Origin of the sequence: Streptomyces sp. NPDC050842 (assembly GCF_044456565.1) — a bacterium.
GTDB lineage: Bacteria > Actinomycetota > Actinomycetes > Streptomycetales > Streptomycetaceae > Streptomyces.
In genome coordinates this window covers 484,506-501,331 of record NZ_JBITGA010000004.1, presented here as the reverse complement: position 1 = coordinate 501,331, position 16,826 = coordinate 484,506, and the positions used below count along the sequence as shown (strand labels likewise).

Below are 16,826 nucleotides of genomic sequence, written 5' to 3'. Positions count from 1 at the left end.
GCTGTTCTCCCGTGGCCTCGGGCAGGAGCAGGTGGAACGTCCCGAGGGGGCCGCCCTGGCCACTGCCCGGCGCAGCGCCGAGGGCGGTCTCCCCGGTGGCCGCAGGCCGGCAGGAAGACTGGCCGGAAAAGACCGCACCCGGACCGCGATGGACGCCGTGTACGGCGGCCTGCGGACCGGGTGCGGACCGGGAAGCCGGGCGAGCGGGAAGCCCCGCCGGCCCTGAGGCGTGACCAGGGGTCAGGCCTTCTTCGTCTCCCAGAAGATGCGGTCGATCTCGGCGATGAGCTCCAGCGCCTTCTCGCCCGTCTTGGGGTCGGTCGACGCCTTGGCGGCCGAGAGGGCCTTCAGGGTGTCGTTGACCAGCTGGTTGAGCTCGGGGTACTTCTCGAAGTGCGGGGCCTTGAAGTAGTCGCTCCAGAGCACCGAGACGTGGTGCTTCGCGAGCTCCGCGCGCTGCTCCTTGATGACCGTGGCACGGGCACGGAAGTGCGCGTCCTCGTTCGCCAGGTACTTCTCCTGGACAGCCTTGACCGACTCGGCCTCGATGCGGGCCTGGGCCGGGTCGTACACGCCGCACGGGAGGTCGCAGTGGGCGCTGACCTTCACCTTGGGGGCAAACAGGCGGGAGAGCATTGAGCCGTCCTTCCTCGTGATCGTCTTCTCAGGTGGGACATTACTCGGTGAGAAGGGCGTTTTCGCGGGCGCCCCCTGGGGCTTAGGTCAAAAGTCCAGGGTCACCATGGGACTCGTGTACGAGTGGACGAGACGGGTCGACGAGGCGCGTCGGCGCGTGGGTCGGGAGTGCGGATGAGGGAAGCGGGGCCGGAGCGCGTGGGCGCGGCCGGGGCGCCGTTCGGGATCGCCGAGGTCACGGGGGTGTCGATGGTGCCCACGCTGCTCCACGGCGATCAGCTGCTCGTGCGCTACGGCGCCCGGTTGCGGCCCGGCGCCGTCGCCGTGCTGCGGCATCCGCTCCAGCAGGATCTGCTCATCGTGAAGCGGCTGATCGGGCGACGTGACGGCGGCTGGTGGGTGCTGGGTGACAATCCGGACGCCGAGGGGGACAGCCGGGTCTTCGGGGCCGTACCGCCCGAGCTGGTCCTCGGGCGGGTACGGGCGCGGTACCGGCCGGTGACTCCGGGGCGTCAGCGGTCGGCCTGGGTGGTGCTCTCCTGGCTGTTCTCCTCGGTCAGGCCCGTGTGGTCGGACCGCTCGGCCTCCAGGCGCTTGCGGGCCCGGTAGGCGGCCACGTTGGCCCGGGTCGCGCAGCGGTCCGAGCAGTAGCGGCGGGAGCGGTTGGTGGAGGTGTCGAGGTAGGCGTTGCGGCAGGGGGGCGCCTGGCACAGGCCGAGCCGGTCCGCGCCGAACTCCGTCAGGTGGAAGGCGAGCCCCATCGCCGCGATCGCCGCGTAGCCCGCGGTCGCGTTCGAGGGGTGGTCGGCGAGGTGCATGTGCCAGCGGGGCCGGCCGTCCTCGTCGAGGGTGTCGTGGCCGGAGATCTGCGGGCTGACCGGGAACTCCAGGAGCAGGGAGTTCAGCAGGTCCACGGCCCCCGTGTGGTCGCCCTCGTCGGCCGCGGTGAAGACGGCCCGCAGACGGGTGCGTACCGACCGGAAGCGGGTCACGTCGGAGTCGGTCGCCCGCCGGGCCATCTGGGTGGCCGGGCCGAAGAGCTCCCGGATCACCTCGACGGAGGTCAGGGCGTCCTTGTTGCGGGCCGGCTCCTCGGTGTTGACCAGACGCACGGCGTAATCCGAGTAATAGGCCAGTTCCACTTGTAGTCCTTACTCCGGCGGTCTAGTGTCTCGGTCGGAAGGGGTAACGCCTGTTTCCCCTATGAGGGTATTACGAAGCGGGGAGGGTACGGCGATGACCGGAACCGACTGGGCGGGCTGGCAGCAGAGCTGGGACCGTCAGCAGGAGTGGTACATGCCGGACCGTGAGGAGCGGTTCCGGGTGATGCTCGACATGGTCGAGGCCGTCGTGGGACCGAAACCCCGCGTGCTCGACCTCGCGTGCGGTACGGGAAGTATCACGGATCGGCTCCTCCGGAGGTTCCCGGAGGCGACCAGTACCGGTGTCGATCTGGATCCCGCGCTCCTCGCCATCGCCGAGGGGTACTTCTCCGGCGACGAGCGCGTCACCTTCGTGACCGCCGACCTCAAGGACCCCGCCTGGACCGCGCGGCTGCCCCACGACTCGTACGACGCCGTCCTCACCGCCACCGCGCTCCACTGGCTCCACAGCGGGCCCCTGACCGCCCTCTACGGGCAGGTCGCCGGTCTCGTCCGGGACGGCGGCGTCTTCATGAACGCCGACCACATGATCGACGAGAGCACGCCCCGTATCAACGCCGCCGAGCGGGCGCACCGGCATGCCGTCATGGACCGGGCCAAGGCCGGCGGCGCCCTGGACTGGGCCGCCTGGTGGGCCGAGGCCGCGAAGGACCCGGCCCTCGCCGAGCCCACCGCCCGCCGCTTCGAGATCTACGGCGAGCACGCCGACGGCGACATGCCCTCCGCCCGCTGGCACGCGGAGACCCTCCGCGCCGCCGGTTTCGGCGAGGCCCGCCCGGTGTGGGCGTCGCCCTCCGACACCCTGCTCCTCGCGGTGAAGTAGCCCGGTGACCCGAAAGAGGGAAGGGGCGGTACGGGTGACCCCGTACCGCCCCTTCCCCTGCGCGTCTCAGAGCACCTTGGACAGGAACGCCTTCGTCCGGTCGTGCTGCGGGTTGCCCAGGACGTCCCGCGGGTTGCCCGACTCGACCACCACGCCGCCGTCCATGAAGACCAGCGAGTCGCCGACCTCACGGGCGAAGCCCATCTCATGCGTGACGACGATCATCGTCATGCCCGACTCGGCCAGGTCCCGCATGACGTCCAGGACGTCACCCACGAGCTCCGGGTCGAGCGCCGACGTCGGCTCGTCGAAGAGCATCAGCTTCGGCTCCATCGCCAGCGCGCGGGCGATGGCGACACGCTGCTGCTGGCCGCCGGAGAGCTGCGTGGGGTAGTTCCCGGCCTTGTCGGCCAGGCCGACCCGGTCCAGCAGCCGCTCGGCCCGCTCGCGGGCCACGGCCTTGGACTCGCCCTTCACCTGGATCGGCGCTTCCATGACATTGCCCAGGGCCGTCATGTGCGGGAACAGGTTGAAGCGCTGGAAGACCATGCCGATGTCCCGGCGCTGGGTCGCGACCTCGCTGTCCTTCAGCTCGTAGAGCTTGCCGTTCTTCTCTCGGTAGCCGACCAGCTGGCCGTCGACCGAGAGCCGGCCGCCGTCGACCCGCTCCAGGTGGTTGATGCACCGGAGGAAGGTCGACTTGCCGGAGCCGGACGGGCCGACGAGGCAGAAGACCTCGCCGTTCTGCACCTCGAGGTCGATGCCCCGGAGGATGTGGGCGGCGCCGTAGGACTTGTGGACGCCCTCTGCCTTGACCATGGGCTGACCGGTCATGCCGATCCCTCCGGAGAACGCTTGAACGTGAGCAGGTTCGTCTTGACCCGCTGCAGCGGGGTGGGCGGCAGGTTACGGGTCGAACCGCGGGCGAAGCGGCGCTCCAGGTAGTACTGGCCGACGCTGAACACGCTGGTCAGTGCCAGGTACCAGATCGAGGCGACGAAGAGCATCTCCATCACGGCACCGGCCGTGCTGCCGATGTTCGAGGAGGCCCGCAGCAGCTCGGTGTACTGCACGGCCGAGACCAGCGACGAGGTCTTCAGCATGTTGATGAACTCGTTGCCCGTCGGCGGCACGATCACCCGCATGGCCTGCGGGAGGACGATGCGGCCCATCGTCTTCGTCTGGGACATGCCGAGCGCGTGCGCCGCCTCGGTCTGCCCCTCGTCGACCGACTGGATGCCCGCGCGGACGATCTCCGCCATGTAGGCGCCCTCGTTGAGGCCGAGGCCGAGCAGCGCCACCATGAACGGCGTCATGACGTCCACGGTCTCGTTCTTGTAGATCGGCCCGAGGTCGATGTACTGGAAGATCAGCGACAGGTTGAACCACACCAGCAGCTGGACGTAGACCGGGGTACCGCGGAAGAACCAGATGTAGAGCCAGGCGACCGCACCGGTCACCGGGTTCTTGGACAGCCGCATCACGGCGAAGAGGACGCCGAGCACGAGGCCCAGGGCCATGGACGCGACGCTGATGATGATCGTGTTCCACAGGCCGCTGATGACCGACGGGTCGAACACCTTGTCCCAGACCGTGTCCCAGATGATGTTGCCCTGGGAGAAGGCGTAGACGAGCCAGCCGAGCAGTGCGACGACCACGACGGCGCTGATCCAGCGCCCGTAGTGCCGCACGGGGATGGCCTTGATCGCCTCGTACGGGGAGCCCGAGGCGCCGGACCCGGCCGGAGCGGCGGCCGGGTCCTTGCTGATCTTGTCAGTCATGACGACTGCCCTTCAGTGGAGCGGGGAGGTCACTTGCCGGCGTTGACGGTGGCCGACTTCACGGCGCTGTCCTCGACGTCCCACTTCTTCAGGGCATCGGCGTAGGTGCCGTCCTTGATGATCGCGTCGAGCGCCTCCTTGACGGCGTCGCGCAGCTGCGTGTTCTCCTTCGAGACGCCGATGCCGAAGAGGCCGACGTCGCTCTGGCTGCCGACGACCTCGAAGTCGTTGCCGCCGCCCGAGGTCTTCGCGATGTACGCGGCCACCGGGTAGTCGTTGAGGTCGGCCACGGCGCCGCCGGCCTTGACGCGGGTCTGGGCCTCGGCGTCGGTGTCGAACGCCTGGATCGTCAGCTTGTTCGCGCCGCACTTCGTGGCCTGGGCCTTGAAGGTGTCCTCGTAGATCGTGCCGCGCTGGACGGCCACGGTCTTGCCGCAGAGGTCGTCGAGGGAGTTGATGCCCTGCGGGTTGCCCTTCTTGACCAGCAGGGAGACGCCGGAGCTGAAGTAGTCGACGAAGTCGATGCCCTTGCCGATCTTCTTCCCGTTGTCGTCCAGGCCCTCCTGGCGCTTCTTGTTGTCCGTCATCGAGGACATGATCAGGTCCTGGCGGCCGGTGTAGATCGAGGTGATCAGACCGTCGAAGGTGCCCGAGGTGAACTTGAACTCGACGCCGAGCTGCTTGCTCAGGGCCGCGGCGATGTCGGGGTCGACGCCGACGATCTTGCCGCCCTCGGTGAACTCCATCGGAGCGTACGAGGCGTCCGTGCCGACCTTGATGACGCCGGCCTTCTGGATGTCGGCCGGGAGCTTGGAGAAGAGCGGGGCGGCGTTGGCGGACGCGGAGCCGCCGTCCTTCGTCGGCGTCGCGGAACCGCCCTCGGTCTGGTCGCCGCAGGCGGTCAGCAGCATCGAGCCGGCGACCGCGATGGCGGCGACCGCGGCAAGACGGGACGTGCGGGTCTTGGCGGCGGTCGTACAGCGCGTGGAGCGTGCGGTCATGGTCGGGTTCCTCCGGCGTGTGAGGGGCTTGCCAGCAGGTCACGTACGCGTCTTCGAGTGTCGCGACCTCGTGTGATTACGGCATCTTGCCATTCGGACCGCCTCAAACCGACGGCCATGGATGTCAAAATCGGGTAACGGGTGACCCCCGAATCACGACAGGCCGGTACATCAAGGCCGGACCTTCTTCGGGATCCCTTCCCCGTCACCGGAAAATCTCCGGTTGATCTCGCCATTCGGACGAGCCGAAGGCGGCCATTCGGGTGCCGTGGGCATCTATAGGGACATTGGGTGACGTGTCGCGCTCCATCCGTGTCCGACTGCACTCGGTATGAGTCGCGTCACCGAGCGGTTATGGACTCGTCCGCGGTGCCGTCCGTCCGGTAAGAAGGATCCTTACACCCCTCATCCGGGGCTCAGGGCGCGTTGTGCGGCGCGCCCGAGCGGCTGCCAGACAAGGCGGCCGCGGTGCCTCCCCACCCCTCCTCAACCAGGAGTGGCCACCCTCAAATGAAACAGACTTAAGGGGTCTTCCCAATGGCAGCGGAGATCGTCAATCCTCGCAATGACAGTGGTACGGATGGGGCACCCGAGCCCTTCGATCCTGTCTTCGCCCTTCACCGGGGCGGCAAGATGGCCGTGCAGGCCACCGTTCCCCTCCGGGACAAGGACGACCTGTCCCTCGCGTACACGCCCGGCGTCGCCAAGGTGTGCACCGCGATCGCCGAGCAGCCCGAGCTGGTCAACGACTACACCTGGAAGTCCCAGGTCGTGGCCGTCGTGACCGACGGTACGGCGGTGCTCGGCCTCGGCGACATCGGCCCGGAGGCCTCCCTCCCGGTCATGGAGGGGAAGGCCATCCTCTTCAAGCAGTTCGGCGGCGTGGACGCGGTCCCGATCGCCCTCGCCACCACCGACGCCGACGAGATCGTCGAGACGGTCGTCCGGCTCGCCCCGTCCTTCGGCGGAGTGAACCTGGAGGACATCTCGGCGCCGCGGTGCTTCGAGATCGAGCGCAAGCTCCAGGAGCGCCTCGACATCCCCGTCTTCCACGACGACCAGCACGGCACCGCGATCGTCACCCTCGCCGCCCTCCGTAACGCGGCGAAGCTGACCGACCGGACCCTCGGCGACCTGCGCGCGGTCATCTCCGGCGCCGGTGCGGCCGGTGTCGCCATCGCCAAGTTCCTGCTGGAGGCCGGCCTCGGCGACGTCGCCGTCGCCGACCGCAAGGGCATCGTGAGCCGCGACCGCGAGGACCTCACCGAGGTCAAGCGCGAGCTCGCCGAGATCACGAACAAGGCGGGCCTGACCGGCTCCCTGGAGACCGCCCTCGCCGGCGCCGACGTCTTCATCGGCGTCTCCGGCGGCACGGTCCCCGAGGCGGCCGTCGCCTCCATGGCCCCGAACGCCTTCGTGTTCGCCATGGCCAACCCGAACCCCGAGGTCCACCCCGACATCGCGCACAAGTACGCGGCCGTCGTGGCGACCGGGCGTTCGGACTACCCGAACCAGATCAACAACGTCCTCGCGTTCCCCGGCATCTTCGCCGGCGCGCTCCAGGTCCGGGCCTCCCGGATCACCGAGGGCATGAAGATCGCCGCGGCGAACGCGCTCGCGGACGTGGTCGGCGACAAGCTCGCCGCCGACTACGTGATCCCGTCGCCGTTCGACGAGCGGGTCGCCCCGGCCGTCACGGCCGCAGTGGCCGCCGCCGCCCGTGCGGAGGGCGTCGCGCGCCGCTGAGCTCGCACCTGAGCCCCGACAGGGCCCCGTTCCGCACGCCGGGACGGGGCCCTGTCGTGTAGGCCGGAGGTATGTGTCACACGGGTGCGTGGTTCCGCCACGCGCCTGTCCGACCCTAGGGTCGGGGCCATGTTCGCTGCCTACGCTGCCCGAATCGACCGCGACCAGCCCCTGAACGGGCTCGAATTGGGCGAACGCCCCGAGCCCGAGGTCCGGCCCGGCTGGACCACCGTCACCGTCAAGGCCGCCTCGCTCAACCACCACGACCTGTGGTCGCTGCGCGGGGTCGGACTGCCCGAGGAGAAGCTGCCGATGATCCTCGGCTGCGACGCCGCCGGCGTCGACGAGGACGGCAACGAGGTCGTCCTGCACTCCGTGATCGGCCAGACCGGTCACGGCGTCGGGCCGGACGAGCCCCGCTCCATCCTCACCGAGCGGTACCAGGGCACGTTCGCCGAGCGGGTGACCGTGCCCCGCTGGAACGTGCTGCCCAAGCCGAAGGAGCTCTCCTTCGAGGAGGCCGCCTGCCTGCCCACCGCCTGGCTCACCGCGTACCGCATGCTCTTCACCAACGCCGGTGTACGGCCCGGGGACTCGGTGCTCGTGCAGGGCGCGGGCGGCGGCGTGGCCACCGCCGCGATCGCCCTCGGCAAGGCCGCGGGCCTGCGGGTCTTCGCCACCAGCCGCGACGAGGCCAAGCGCAAGCGGGCCGTCGAGCTCGGCGCCGTCGAGGCGTACGAGCCGGGGGCGCGGCTGCCGCAGCGCGTGGACGCGGTCATCGAGACCGTCGGCGCCGCGACCTGGTCGCACTCGGTCAAGTCGCTGCGGCCGGGCGGCACTCTGGTCATCTCGGGCGCCACGAGCGGGGACCGGCCCGCGCACGCCGAGCTGACCCGGATCTTCTTCCTGGAACTGAAGGTCGTCGGCTCGACCATGGGCTCCAAGGACGAGCTGGAGGACCTGCTGTCGTTCTGCGCGGCCACGGGCGTCCGGCCGGTCATCGACGAGGTCCTGCCGCTGGACCGGGCCCGTGAGGGCTTCGAGAAGATGGCATCCGGCGAACTCTTCGGAAAGATCGTCCTGAAGACCTCCTGACGACCTCTTGATGACTCGTCAGTCATGCTGATGGGATCTCCGGCAACGAAACATGAACATCTCTCACATCCTCGTGCCGGAGGTCTTCCTTGTTGCGAACCACGCTTGTGGCGAGTGCCGTCGTCGCCGCGCTGCTCACCCCCACGGCCGCCCATGCCGAGACCGGGGGTGCGGGCGGCGGCGGCATACCCGCCCTCACCGACGAGTACGGCCGCACCCTCACCCTGCGCGGCTGGAATCTCGCGGACAAGGCGAACAGCGGCGACGCCGCCCTCTCCGCGATCACCGAGAAGCACATCCGCGACATGCGGGCCAAGGGCTTCAACTTCGCCCGCCTCCTCGTCTTCTGGGACGACCTGGAGCCGCGCCCCGGCCAGTACAGCCAGACCTATCTGCGCAAGATCGAACGCATCCTGGGCTGGGCCGAGAAGCACGACGTCAAGGTGCTCCTCGACGCCCACCAGGACGTCTTCGGTCCGGCCTTCGGCCATCGGGGCATCCCCGAGTGGGCGACCAGGACCGACGGCCTGCCCTTCACCCCGCACCCCGACGACTGGTTCTCCGAGTACTTCGAGCCGGCCGTCCAGCGGGCCTTCACCCACCTGTACGAGGACGAGGACCTCAGGCTCGCCCAGGCCCGCATGTGGCGGGTGCTCGCCGACCGCTTCGAGGACCACCCGGCCGTCCTCGGCTACGACCTGATCAACGAGCCGATGGGCGAGATGGGGGAGGGCGAGGACCTGGCGACGGCGGCCCGCCGCATCGAACGCGAGCAGCTGACCCCGATGTACAACCGGATGGCGGACACCATCCGTTCGGTCGACCCGGACACCTGGATCTTCGTCGAGCCGACCCCCATCGTGGGCGAGGGCGTGCCCACCGGACTCGGACGGATCGACGACCCCCGGATCGTCTACGCCCCGCACTTCTACAACGCCGGCATGGAGGCGGGCACCGACTACGACCCCGCCGCCCGCTGGCTCGAGAACTACGAGCAGGCCGTCACCCTGTACCCCAAGGAGCACAAGGTGCCCGTGGTGGTGGGGGAGTGGGGCCCGCTCAACAACTCCCTGCCGAACATGAACCGCTTCTACCGCGAGGCGATGTCCTCCCTCGGCCGCTACAGCTCGGGCTGGGCGGGCTGGGAGTGGTGCTACGGCGGCGGGTACTGCGCGGTGGACGGCACGGGCGCCTTCCGCACGAACAAGGAGCTGACCGCCGAGCCGTACGCGGAGGCGGTCGCCGGCACGGTCCGCTCCGCGGCCTACGACTCGGCGACGGGCGTCTACCGCCTCGCGTACGACTCCGCGGGGCGGCGCGGCCCCCGCGTCACCGAGCTCTCGCTCCCGCCCGGCGACTGGCGGGTGACGGCCCGGGGCGGGGCGCTCGTCCTCCGCAAGGACCGGGGGAGGGCCTGGATCCTCGCGGCCCCGGGCGCCCGGGTGACGGTCACCGCCACCCGGGGCTGACCCGGCCGCTCAGCTCCAGGGCATGTCCAGCTCTAGCGCCCCGGGTTCAGCACGTCCGTGATCCGGACCGCCGCCGTCGACAGATGGCGGCGGGTCTCGGACAGCTGCTCCCCGCTCACCCCGTGGTCACGGGCCGCGTCCCGGATCTCGTCCCGGAAGCGGTCGAGCAGCCGGTCGAGATCGCGTCCCGGATCGCCCGAACCCTCCGTGTCCCGCGCCCACTCCGGCGCCCGCCCGTCCTCGTCGACGGGGTGGGCCGCCGTGCCCTCTCTCGTGGCACCGGCCGTTCCTGCGGCTCCGGCCGTTCCCGTGGCTCCGGGCGCCGGGGCCGCCGCCTTCGGGTGGGTCGTGCCCGCCACCAGGCCGCCGAGCTGCGCCGTGATGTCCGAGAGGCCCTCCCAGACCCCCTTGGGCCAGTCGCCCCGCGAGAAGCGGTCCTGGACCTCCTCCTGGACCTGCTGGGCGATGCGCTGGAACTCCTTCGCCTGGTGGCGGGCCGACTGGGCCTCCGCCTTGGCCTGGCGGGCCTGTTCCTTCCACTCCTGCTTCGCCCGGCGCAGCTCCTCCTTGGCGTCGGCGAACGACGAACCCTCCGTCTTCCGCGTCTGCCCCGCCGCCGCGCGCATCTCGCTGCGCACCCGGCCGGCCGCGCCGCGCACGTCGTCGCGGATCTCCGCGGCCAGTTCCGAGACCGAGTCGCGGATCTCCCGCTCCAGGTCGGTCAGTTCGGCCCCGCGGCCGGCCAGCTCGGCGCGGCCCGCGTCGGTGATCGAGTAGACCTTCCGGCCGCCCTCGCTGGCGTGGGTGACGAGGCCTTCGGCCTCCAGCTTGGCGAGTCTCGGGTAGACCGTGCCGGCCGAGGGGGCGTAGAGCCCCTGGAAGCGCTCCTCCAGGAGCCTGATCACCTCGTAGCCGTGGCGGGGGGCTTCGTCGAGCAGCTTGAGCAGGTAGAGGCGGAGGCGGCCATGGGCGAAGACGGGCGACATGTCAGAGCACCTTTCCGGTCGCGGAGGGGGAAGCGGTGGGGGCGGAGGCGGCGGACTCGGGGTCCTCGGCCGCCTCGGGGCGGCGGAGCAGGGCGATGGAGCCGGAGACGGTGGTCGCCTTGAGCGTGCCCCGCCCGGAACCCAGGGTGCCGGTGACGGACTTGGTGCCCCACTGCCCGGTCACCCGCAGGTCGTCGAAGGCGTTCGACACGGAGCCGCTCGTCGTGCTCGCCTCCACCCGGGCGTCGGCCGGATGCGGCAGCCGGATGGCGACCTGGCCGGAGACGCTGGTGAGCCGGATGTCGGCGGGCGGCCCGTCGAGCTCGCCCGGGTCGAGGTCGATGACCATGTCCCCGCTGACGGTCTCGGCCTTCACCGAACCGCCCGCGCCCTCGATCACCGTGACGGCGCCCGTCACCGAGGTGATCCGCAGCGCGCCCGTGACCGACTGGGCCTCCAGGCTTCCGGAGACGGTCTCGGCGCGGACCGGACCGGAGAGCCCGACGAGGGTCGTGTCGCCCGTGACGCCGCGGACCTCCGTACGCCCTCTGATGCCCGAGACGACCGCTTCGGCGTCGACCGCGCCGACCTCGACGTCGACGCCCGCGGGGACGGCGACGGAGACGACGGCCCGGCGGCGGTGTCCCTTGCGGTCGAACCACTTGAGGAGGTTCTTCCACTGAAGGTCCTCGTAGGTCACGGTCAGGGTGGATCCGTCCTGCGTCACGATCAGCGGCGGGCCCTCGATCTCGGAGATCTCGACGCGGGCGGAACTCTCGTCGGTCCCCACCACGTTCACCGTGCCGTTGACGATGCGGACCTGCAGGCGCGTCACGGGGTCGGCCGGGGCAAGTTTCGTCGGCTCGGTGACGGACCACTCTGTCATGGTGCTGACCTCCCGTTTCGGCAACGCAACATATCGCGACTCTCGATAGACACGATATATCGCGGTCAAGGGAAGTCAACCCTGACTCTTCCCTGATACGAGGGGGGCAATCGCCGCCGTACACGGACAAATTGGCTAGCGTGGGGGCATGAACGCGACATCCGGATCGAGCCCCTCAGGGGCGCTGCTGCTCTGCCGTGCCGACCCCCCGGCGGTCAGGCCGCCGGCCCAGCTCCTGCGGGAACAGCTGCTCCTCGCCCCCGCGGGCGACGACTGGAGCGTGCTCGTACCGGAGGGGAAGCCGTGGCTCCACGGCGGGGAGCCCGTCGAACAGGTCGTCACCGGCTGGGCCACCGCCCTCGCCGTCTCCGCCGCGACCTGGCCGGTCCTCGCCCTGTGGTGGGACCGCGACAGGGCCGGGATCACGCTCGCCGCGGGCTTCCGCCGCACCGTCGGCTACACCTGGCTCGCGGACGGCACGCCCGTCGGCGAGGACGAGGCCATGCGCACCTTCGCCGCCCGGCTCGCCCTCGACCCCGTCCTGGACGTGCAGGCCCTGGAACCGCTCACCGCACCCGACCCGGAGGCCGACTCCCACCGCCGGCTCGTCGGTGTCGTCGCGGTCCTCGCGCGCACCGGCCTCGCCCTGCCGACCGGCCTCGTCCCCGGCGACAGCGCCGACCGGCTCCGCTCCGTCGCCCTCGCGCAGGGCGCCGAGCAGCTCGAATGGCCCGGCTGGAGGGACGCCGTGCGCGCCGAGCTGGACGTCGTGGAGGAAGGGCCCCTCGGCCCGTACCTGCGCGGCCCCAGGGCGCGGGTCCTGGGCGGGGCGCAACTCGCGGCGGGTGTGCCGCTGCTGGTCTGGGGGATCGGCCGGCGCAGCGGCGGCTGGACGACGGCGGGGGCGCTGCTCGTCGCGCACGGCGCGCTCGGACTGGCCTACGATCGGCTGCGGGACCGCTGACTCGGCGGGCGACGCCGCGGCCGGGAACGCTTCCTACTCGTCGTCCTCGTCCTCGTCGTCCAGACGGGCCAGCCAGGTCGCGAGGCGCTCGACGGGCACCTCGAAGTCGGGGTTGAGGTCGACGAACGTGCGCAGCTGCTCGGCGAGCCACTCGAAGGTGACCTCCTCCTCGCCTCGCCGCTTCTCCAGTTCCTCGATGCCACGGTCGGTGAAGTACATGCGCCAAGGATAGGCCGTGTCCCCGGGGTCCACGGAACGCCGGAGGCCCGGCACCCCCTCAGGGGTGCCGGGCCTCCGTACGTGCTCCGGGACGTGCTCCGGTCGATCAGGCGTCGAAGACCTCGTCGACCAGCTGCTGCTGCTCCGCCTGGTGGCGCTTGGCCGAGCCGACCGCCGGGGAGGAGGAGTGCGGACGCGAGATCCGGCGCAGGCGCTCGCCCGCCGGGATGTCCGCGCCGACCGCCAGGTCCAGGTGGTCGATCAGGTTGAGCGCGATGAACGGCCAGGCACCCTGGTTCGCCGGCTCCTCCTGCGCCCAGATGTACTTCGCGGCGTTCGGGTACTTGGCGATCTCGGCCTGGAGCTCGGCACCCGGCAGCGGGTACAGACGCTCGAGACGGATGATCGCGGTCTCCGTGTCGCCCCGCTTCTGACGCTCGGCCTCCAGGTCGTAGTAGACCTTGCCCGCGCAGAAGACGACCTTGCGGACGTCCGCCGGGTTCGCCGTCGCGTCACCGATCACCGGGCGGAAGCCGCCGGTGGTGAACTCCTCCACCTTCGACGCCGCGGCCTTCAGACGCAGCATCGACTTCGGGGTGAAGACGATGAGCGGCTTGTGGTGCGGGTTGTGCACCTGCCAGCGCAGGAGGTGGAAGTAGTTCGACGGCAGCGTCGGCATGGCGACCGTCATGTTGTCCTGGGCGCACATCTGGAGGAAGCGCTCCGGGCGCGCGGACGAGTGGTCCGGGCCCTGGCCCTCGTAGCCGTGCGGCAGGAGCAGCGTGACGCCGGAGGTCTGGCCCCACTTCTGCTCGGCCGAGGAGATGAACTCGTCGACGACGGTCTGCGCGCCGTTGACGAAGTCACCGAACTGGGCCTCCCAGACGACCAGGGAGTCCGGACGCGCCAGCGAGTAGCCGTACTCGAAGCCCATCGCCGCGTACTCGCTGAGCAGCGAGTCGTAGACGTTGTAGTGGGCCTGGTCCTCGGCCAGGTAGAGCAGCGGGGTGTAGTCCTCGCCGGTCTCCTGGTCCACCAGGACCGCGTGGCGCTGGCCGAAGGTGCCGCGGCGGGAGTCCTGGCCGGAGAGCCGGACCGGGGTGCCCTCCATCAGCAGGGAGCCGATGGCGAGGGTCTCGCCGAAGCCCCAGTCGATGGTGCCGTCGTCGATGGAGGCGGCGCGGCGCTGCATCTGCGGCGTCAGACGCGCGTGGACCGTGATCCGCTCCGGGACGCTGACCTGCGACTCGGCGATCCGCTTCACGACCTCGGCGGAGACCGCGGTGGTGACGGAGACCGGGAACTTGGCCTGGGCGTCCGGGACCTGGGTCGGAGCCGGGGCGGCGGTGGCCTCGCGGACCTCCGCGAACACCTTCTCCAGCTGGCCCTGGAAGTCCTGGAGCGACTGCTCCGCCTCTTCCAGGGTGATGTCGCCGCGACCGATGAGCGACTCGGTGTACAGCTTGCGCACCGAACGCTTCTTGTCGATCAGGTTGTACATCTGCGGGTTGGTGAACGAGGGGTTGTCGCCCTCGTTGTGACCGCGGCGGCGGTAGCAGATGAGGTCGATCACCACGTCCTTGTTGAACGTCTGGCGGAACTCGAAGGCGAGCCGCGCGACGCGGACCACGGCCTCCGGGTCGTCGCCGTTCACGTGGAAGATCGGCGCCTCGATCATGCGGGCCACGTCGGTCGCGTACATCGAGGAACGCGAGGACTCCGGGGCCGCGGTGAAGCCCACCTGGTTGTTGATGACGATGTGGACCGTGCCGCCGGTGCGGTAGCCCCGCAGCTGCGACATGTTCAGGGTCTCGGCCACGACGCCCTGGCCCGCGAAGGCCGCGTCACCGTGGAGGGCGACCGGCAGGACGGTGAAGTCCGTGCCGCCCTTGTTGATGACGTCCTGCTTGGCGCGGACGATGCCTTCCAGGACCGGGTCGACCGCCTCGAGGTGCGAGGGGTTGGCGGCCAGGGAGACCGTGATCTGCTCGCCGTCGAGACCGGTGAAGGTGCCCTGGGCGCCCAGGTGGTACTTGACGTCGCCGGAGCCGTGCATCGACTTCGGGTCGAGGTTGCCCTCGAACTCGCGGAAGATCTGCGCGTACGACTTGCCCACGATGTTCGCGAGGACGTTCAGCCGGCCGCGGTGGGCCATGCCGATGACGACCTCGTCGAGGCGCGACTCGGCGGCCGAGTCGATGACCGCGTCGAGCAGCGGGATGACGGACTCGCCGCCCTCCAGGGAGAAGCGCTTCTGGCCGACGTACTTCGTCTGCAGGAAGGTCTCGAAGGCCTCGGCGGCGTTGAGGCGGCGCAGGATCCGCAGCTGCTCCTCGCGCTCCACACGGGCGTGGGGGCGCTCGACGCGGTCCTGGATCCACTTGCGCTGCTTCGGGTCCTGGATGTGCATGAACTCGACGCCGGTGGTGCGGCAGTACGAGTCGCGCAGGACGCCGAGGATGTCGCGGAGCTTCATCATCGACTTGCCGGCGAAGCCGCCGACCGCGAACTCGCGCTCGAGGTCCCACAGGGTGAGGCCGTGCTCGGTGATGTCCAGGTCGGGGTGCTTGCGCTGCTTGTACTCCAGCGGGTCGGTGTCGGCCATGACGTGGCCGCGGACCCGGTAGGAGTGGATGAGCTCGAAGACGCGCGCGGCCTTGGTGACGTCGTCGTCGTGCGACGCGTCGATGTCCTTGAGCCAGCGGACCGGCTCGTAGGGGATGCGCAGCGCCTTGAAGATGTCGTCGTAGAAGCCCTGCTCGCCGAGGAGGTAGTTCGCGACGACGCGCAGGAACTCGCCGGAGGCGGCACCCTGGATGACCCGGTGGTCGTAGGTCGAGGTCAGGGTCATGACCTTCGAGATGCCCAGCTTGTTCAGGGTGTCCTGGGACGTGCCCTGGAACTCGGCCGGGTAGTCCATCGAGCCGACGCCCATGATGACCGACTGTCCGGGCATCAGGCGCGGCACGGAGTGGACGGTGCCGAGGCCGCCGGGGTTGGTCAGGGAGACCGTGACGCCGGTGAAGTCCTCCATCGTCAGCTTGCCCACGCGGGCCCGCTTGACGATGTCCTCGTACGCCTGCCAGAACTCGAAGAAGTTGAGCGTCTCGGCCTTCTTGATGCCCGCGACGACGAGCTGGCGGTCGCCGTTGGGCTTCACCAGGTCGATCGCGAGACCGAAGTTGACGTGCTCCGGCTTGACCAGGGTCGGCTTGCCGTCCTTCTCCGCGAAGGAGTAGTTCATCGACGGCATGGCCTTGATCGCCTGCACCATCGCGTAGCCGATGAGGTGCGTGAAGGAGATCTTCCCGCCCCGGGCACGCTTCAGGTGGTTGTTGATCACGATCCGGTTGTCGAAGAGCAGCTTCACCGGGACGGCGCGGACGGACGTGGCCGTCGGCACCTCGAGCGAGGCGTTCATGTTCTTCGCGACCGCGGCGGCGGGGCCGCGCAGCGTGATCAGCTCCGGGCCCGCGGGGGCCGTGGTGGCCTCCTTGGCCTTGGCCGACGCCGGAGCGGCGGCGGCGGGCTTGGCGGCGACCGGGGCGGCAGGAGCCGCGGCGGGCTTGGCCGGAGCCGGCGCCGGAGCCGCGGCGGGAGCCGGGGCCGGAGCGGGCACGGAGGCCTGAGCGGCCGCCGGAGCGGCAGGTGCGGCCTGTGCGGGGCCCGCCTGCGGCGCGGCCGGCGCGCTCTGAGTGGTCGTGGTGGGGGCCGGGGCGGTCGGGGTCGCCGACGCTCCCGGCTTGTAGTCGGCGAAGAAGTCCCACCAGGCACGATCGACCGAATTCGGGTCCTGGAGGTACTGCTGGTAGATCTCGTCGACGAGCCACTCATTGGCACCGAAGGCGGCTGCAGGGTTCTGACCCTGCCCGTCTTGGTCGGTCGGGGAGCTCGGGGTACTGGGGGACTGAGACGACACGGCGGCAACCGCCCTCTTCCGCTTCACAAGGTGATGGACAGCGGAAATAAAGGCTACGCCTACCCGGCCGGGAGGTGCAGGCCAGGCACTCCAACGTCGCGCAAGTCACACTTGACGAGGTGTTTCGGGACCATGAAT

General features: G+C 70.1%; 15 protein-coding genes. 6 read left to right on the top strand and 9 right to left on the bottom strand.

Annotation, left to right across the window (positions count from 1 at the left end; translation table 11 throughout):
* Positions 1 to 240: 240 nt before the first annotated feature.
* On the bottom strand, positions 241 to 636 hold the full coding sequence (gene sodN, locus ACIBG6_RS15335) for a superoxide dismutase, Ni (RefSeq protein ID WP_015036129.1): 396 nt from the start codon (positions 634 to 636) through the stop codon (positions 241 to 243).
* 174 nt (positions 637 to 810) lie between these two features.
* Here sodN and sodX point away from each other — a divergent pair, with 174 nt between their 5' ends.
* Entirely contained in the window at positions 811 to 1,245 is a 435-nt protein-coding gene (sodX, locus tag ACIBG6_RS15330; protein WP_399223069.1) for a nickel-type superoxide dismutase maturation protease, read from the top strand.
* On the opposite strand, the gene ACIBG6_RS15325 is transcribed toward sodX, so the two are convergent.
* Positions 1,149 to 1,778, bottom strand: a complete 630-nt coding sequence (locus ACIBG6_RS15325) for a CGNR zinc finger domain-containing protein (RefSeq protein WP_384138525.1) — start codon at positions 1,776 to 1,778, stop codon at positions 1,149 to 1,151. The genes sodX and ACIBG6_RS15325 overlap by 97 nt on opposite strands.
* A gap of 94 nt (positions 1,779 to 1,872) precedes the next feature.
* On the opposite strand from ACIBG6_RS15325, the gene ACIBG6_RS15320 reads away from it, so the two are divergent.
* Entirely contained in the window at positions 1,873 to 2,622 is a 750-nt protein-coding gene (locus ACIBG6_RS15320) for a class I SAM-dependent methyltransferase (protein ID WP_399223068.1), read from the top strand.
* Between the two features lie 66 nt (positions 2,623 to 2,688).
* Here ACIBG6_RS15320 and ACIBG6_RS15315 read toward each other — a convergent pair whose 3' ends face one another.
* Genes ACIBG6_RS15315 through ACIBG6_RS15305 form a run of 3 tightly spaced genes read right to left on the bottom strand, consistent with a single transcriptional unit; the run spans position 2,689 to position 5,404 of the window.
* Positions 2,689 to 3,456 (bottom strand): amino acid ABC transporter ATP-binding protein, encoded by a 768-nt coding sequence (locus tag ACIBG6_RS15315; protein ID WP_323182600.1) that lies wholly within the window; start codon positions 3,454 to 3,456, stop codon positions 2,689 to 2,691.
* Positions 3,453 to 4,403: an amino acid ABC transporter permease gene (locus tag ACIBG6_RS15310; protein ID WP_399223067.1), complete on the bottom strand. Its 951-nt coding sequence runs from the start codon at positions 4,401 to 4,403 to the stop codon at positions 3,453 to 3,455. Before ACIBG6_RS15310 ends, ACIBG6_RS15315 begins: the two co-directional genes overlap by 4 nt.
* A 29-nt stretch (positions 4,404 to 4,432) precedes the next feature.
* Entirely contained in the window at positions 4,433 to 5,404 is a 972-nt protein-coding gene (locus ACIBG6_RS15305; RefSeq protein WP_399223066.1) for an ABC transporter substrate-binding protein, read from the bottom strand.
* Between the two features lie 537 nt (positions 5,405 to 5,941).
* Here ACIBG6_RS15305 and ACIBG6_RS15300 point away from each other — a divergent pair.
* The 3 genes from ACIBG6_RS15300 (at position 5,942) to ACIBG6_RS15290 (ending at position 9,714) form a co-directional block, all read left to right on the top strand.
* Positions 5,942 to 7,150 (top strand): NADP-dependent malic enzyme, encoded by a 1,209-nt coding sequence (locus ACIBG6_RS15300; protein WP_024761798.1) that lies wholly within the window; start codon positions 5,942 to 5,944, stop codon positions 7,148 to 7,150.
* A 129-nt stretch (positions 7,151 to 7,279) separates the two neighbouring features.
* Complete coding sequence (locus tag ACIBG6_RS15295; protein WP_399223065.1) at positions 7,280 to 8,245, top strand: zinc-binding dehydrogenase; 966 nt, start codon at positions 7,280 to 7,282, stop codon at positions 8,243 to 8,245.
* A gap of 92 nt (positions 8,246 to 8,337) precedes the next feature.
* Entirely contained in the window at positions 8,338 to 9,714 is a 1,377-nt protein-coding gene (locus ACIBG6_RS15290; protein WP_399223064.1) for a cellulase family glycosylhydrolase, read from the top strand.
* A 32-nt stretch (positions 9,715 to 9,746) separates the two neighbouring features.
* Here ACIBG6_RS15290 and ACIBG6_RS15285 read toward each other — a convergent pair whose 3' ends face one another.
* Positions 9,747 to 10,700 (bottom strand): helix-turn-helix transcriptional regulator, encoded by a 954-nt coding sequence (locus ACIBG6_RS15285; RefSeq protein ID WP_399223063.1) that lies wholly within the window; start codon positions 10,698 to 10,700, stop codon positions 9,747 to 9,749.
* A gap of 1 nt (position 10,701) precedes the next feature.
* Positions 10,702 to 11,586, bottom strand: coding sequence for a DUF4097 family beta strand repeat-containing protein (locus ACIBG6_RS15280; RefSeq protein WP_399223062.1), 885 nt, complete (start codon positions 11,584 to 11,586; stop codon positions 10,702 to 10,704).
* A gap of 148 nt (positions 11,587 to 11,734) precedes the next feature.
* Between ACIBG6_RS15280 and ACIBG6_RS15275 the strand changes: the two genes are divergently transcribed.
* On the top strand, positions 11,735 to 12,550 hold the full coding sequence (locus tag ACIBG6_RS15275) for a hypothetical protein (protein ID WP_399223061.1): 816 nt from the start codon (positions 11,735 to 11,737) through the stop codon (positions 12,548 to 12,550).
* A 33-nt stretch (positions 12,551 to 12,583) separates the two neighbouring features.
* On the opposite strand, the gene ACIBG6_RS15270 is transcribed toward ACIBG6_RS15275, so the two are convergent.
* Both ACIBG6_RS15270 and ACIBG6_RS15265 read right to left on the bottom strand, forming a co-directional pair.
* Complete coding sequence (locus ACIBG6_RS15270) at positions 12,584 to 12,769, bottom strand: DUF6104 family protein (protein WP_007266501.1); 186 nt, start codon at positions 12,767 to 12,769, stop codon at positions 12,584 to 12,586.
* 106 nt (positions 12,770 to 12,875) lie between these two features.
* Entirely contained in the window at positions 12,876 to 16,688 is a 3,813-nt protein-coding gene (locus ACIBG6_RS15265; RefSeq protein WP_399223060.1) for a multifunctional oxoglutarate decarboxylase/oxoglutarate dehydrogenase thiamine pyrophosphate-binding subunit/dihydrolipoyllysine-residue succinyltransferase subunit, read from the bottom strand.
* Between the last annotated feature and the right edge of the window lie 138 nt (positions 16,689 to 16,826).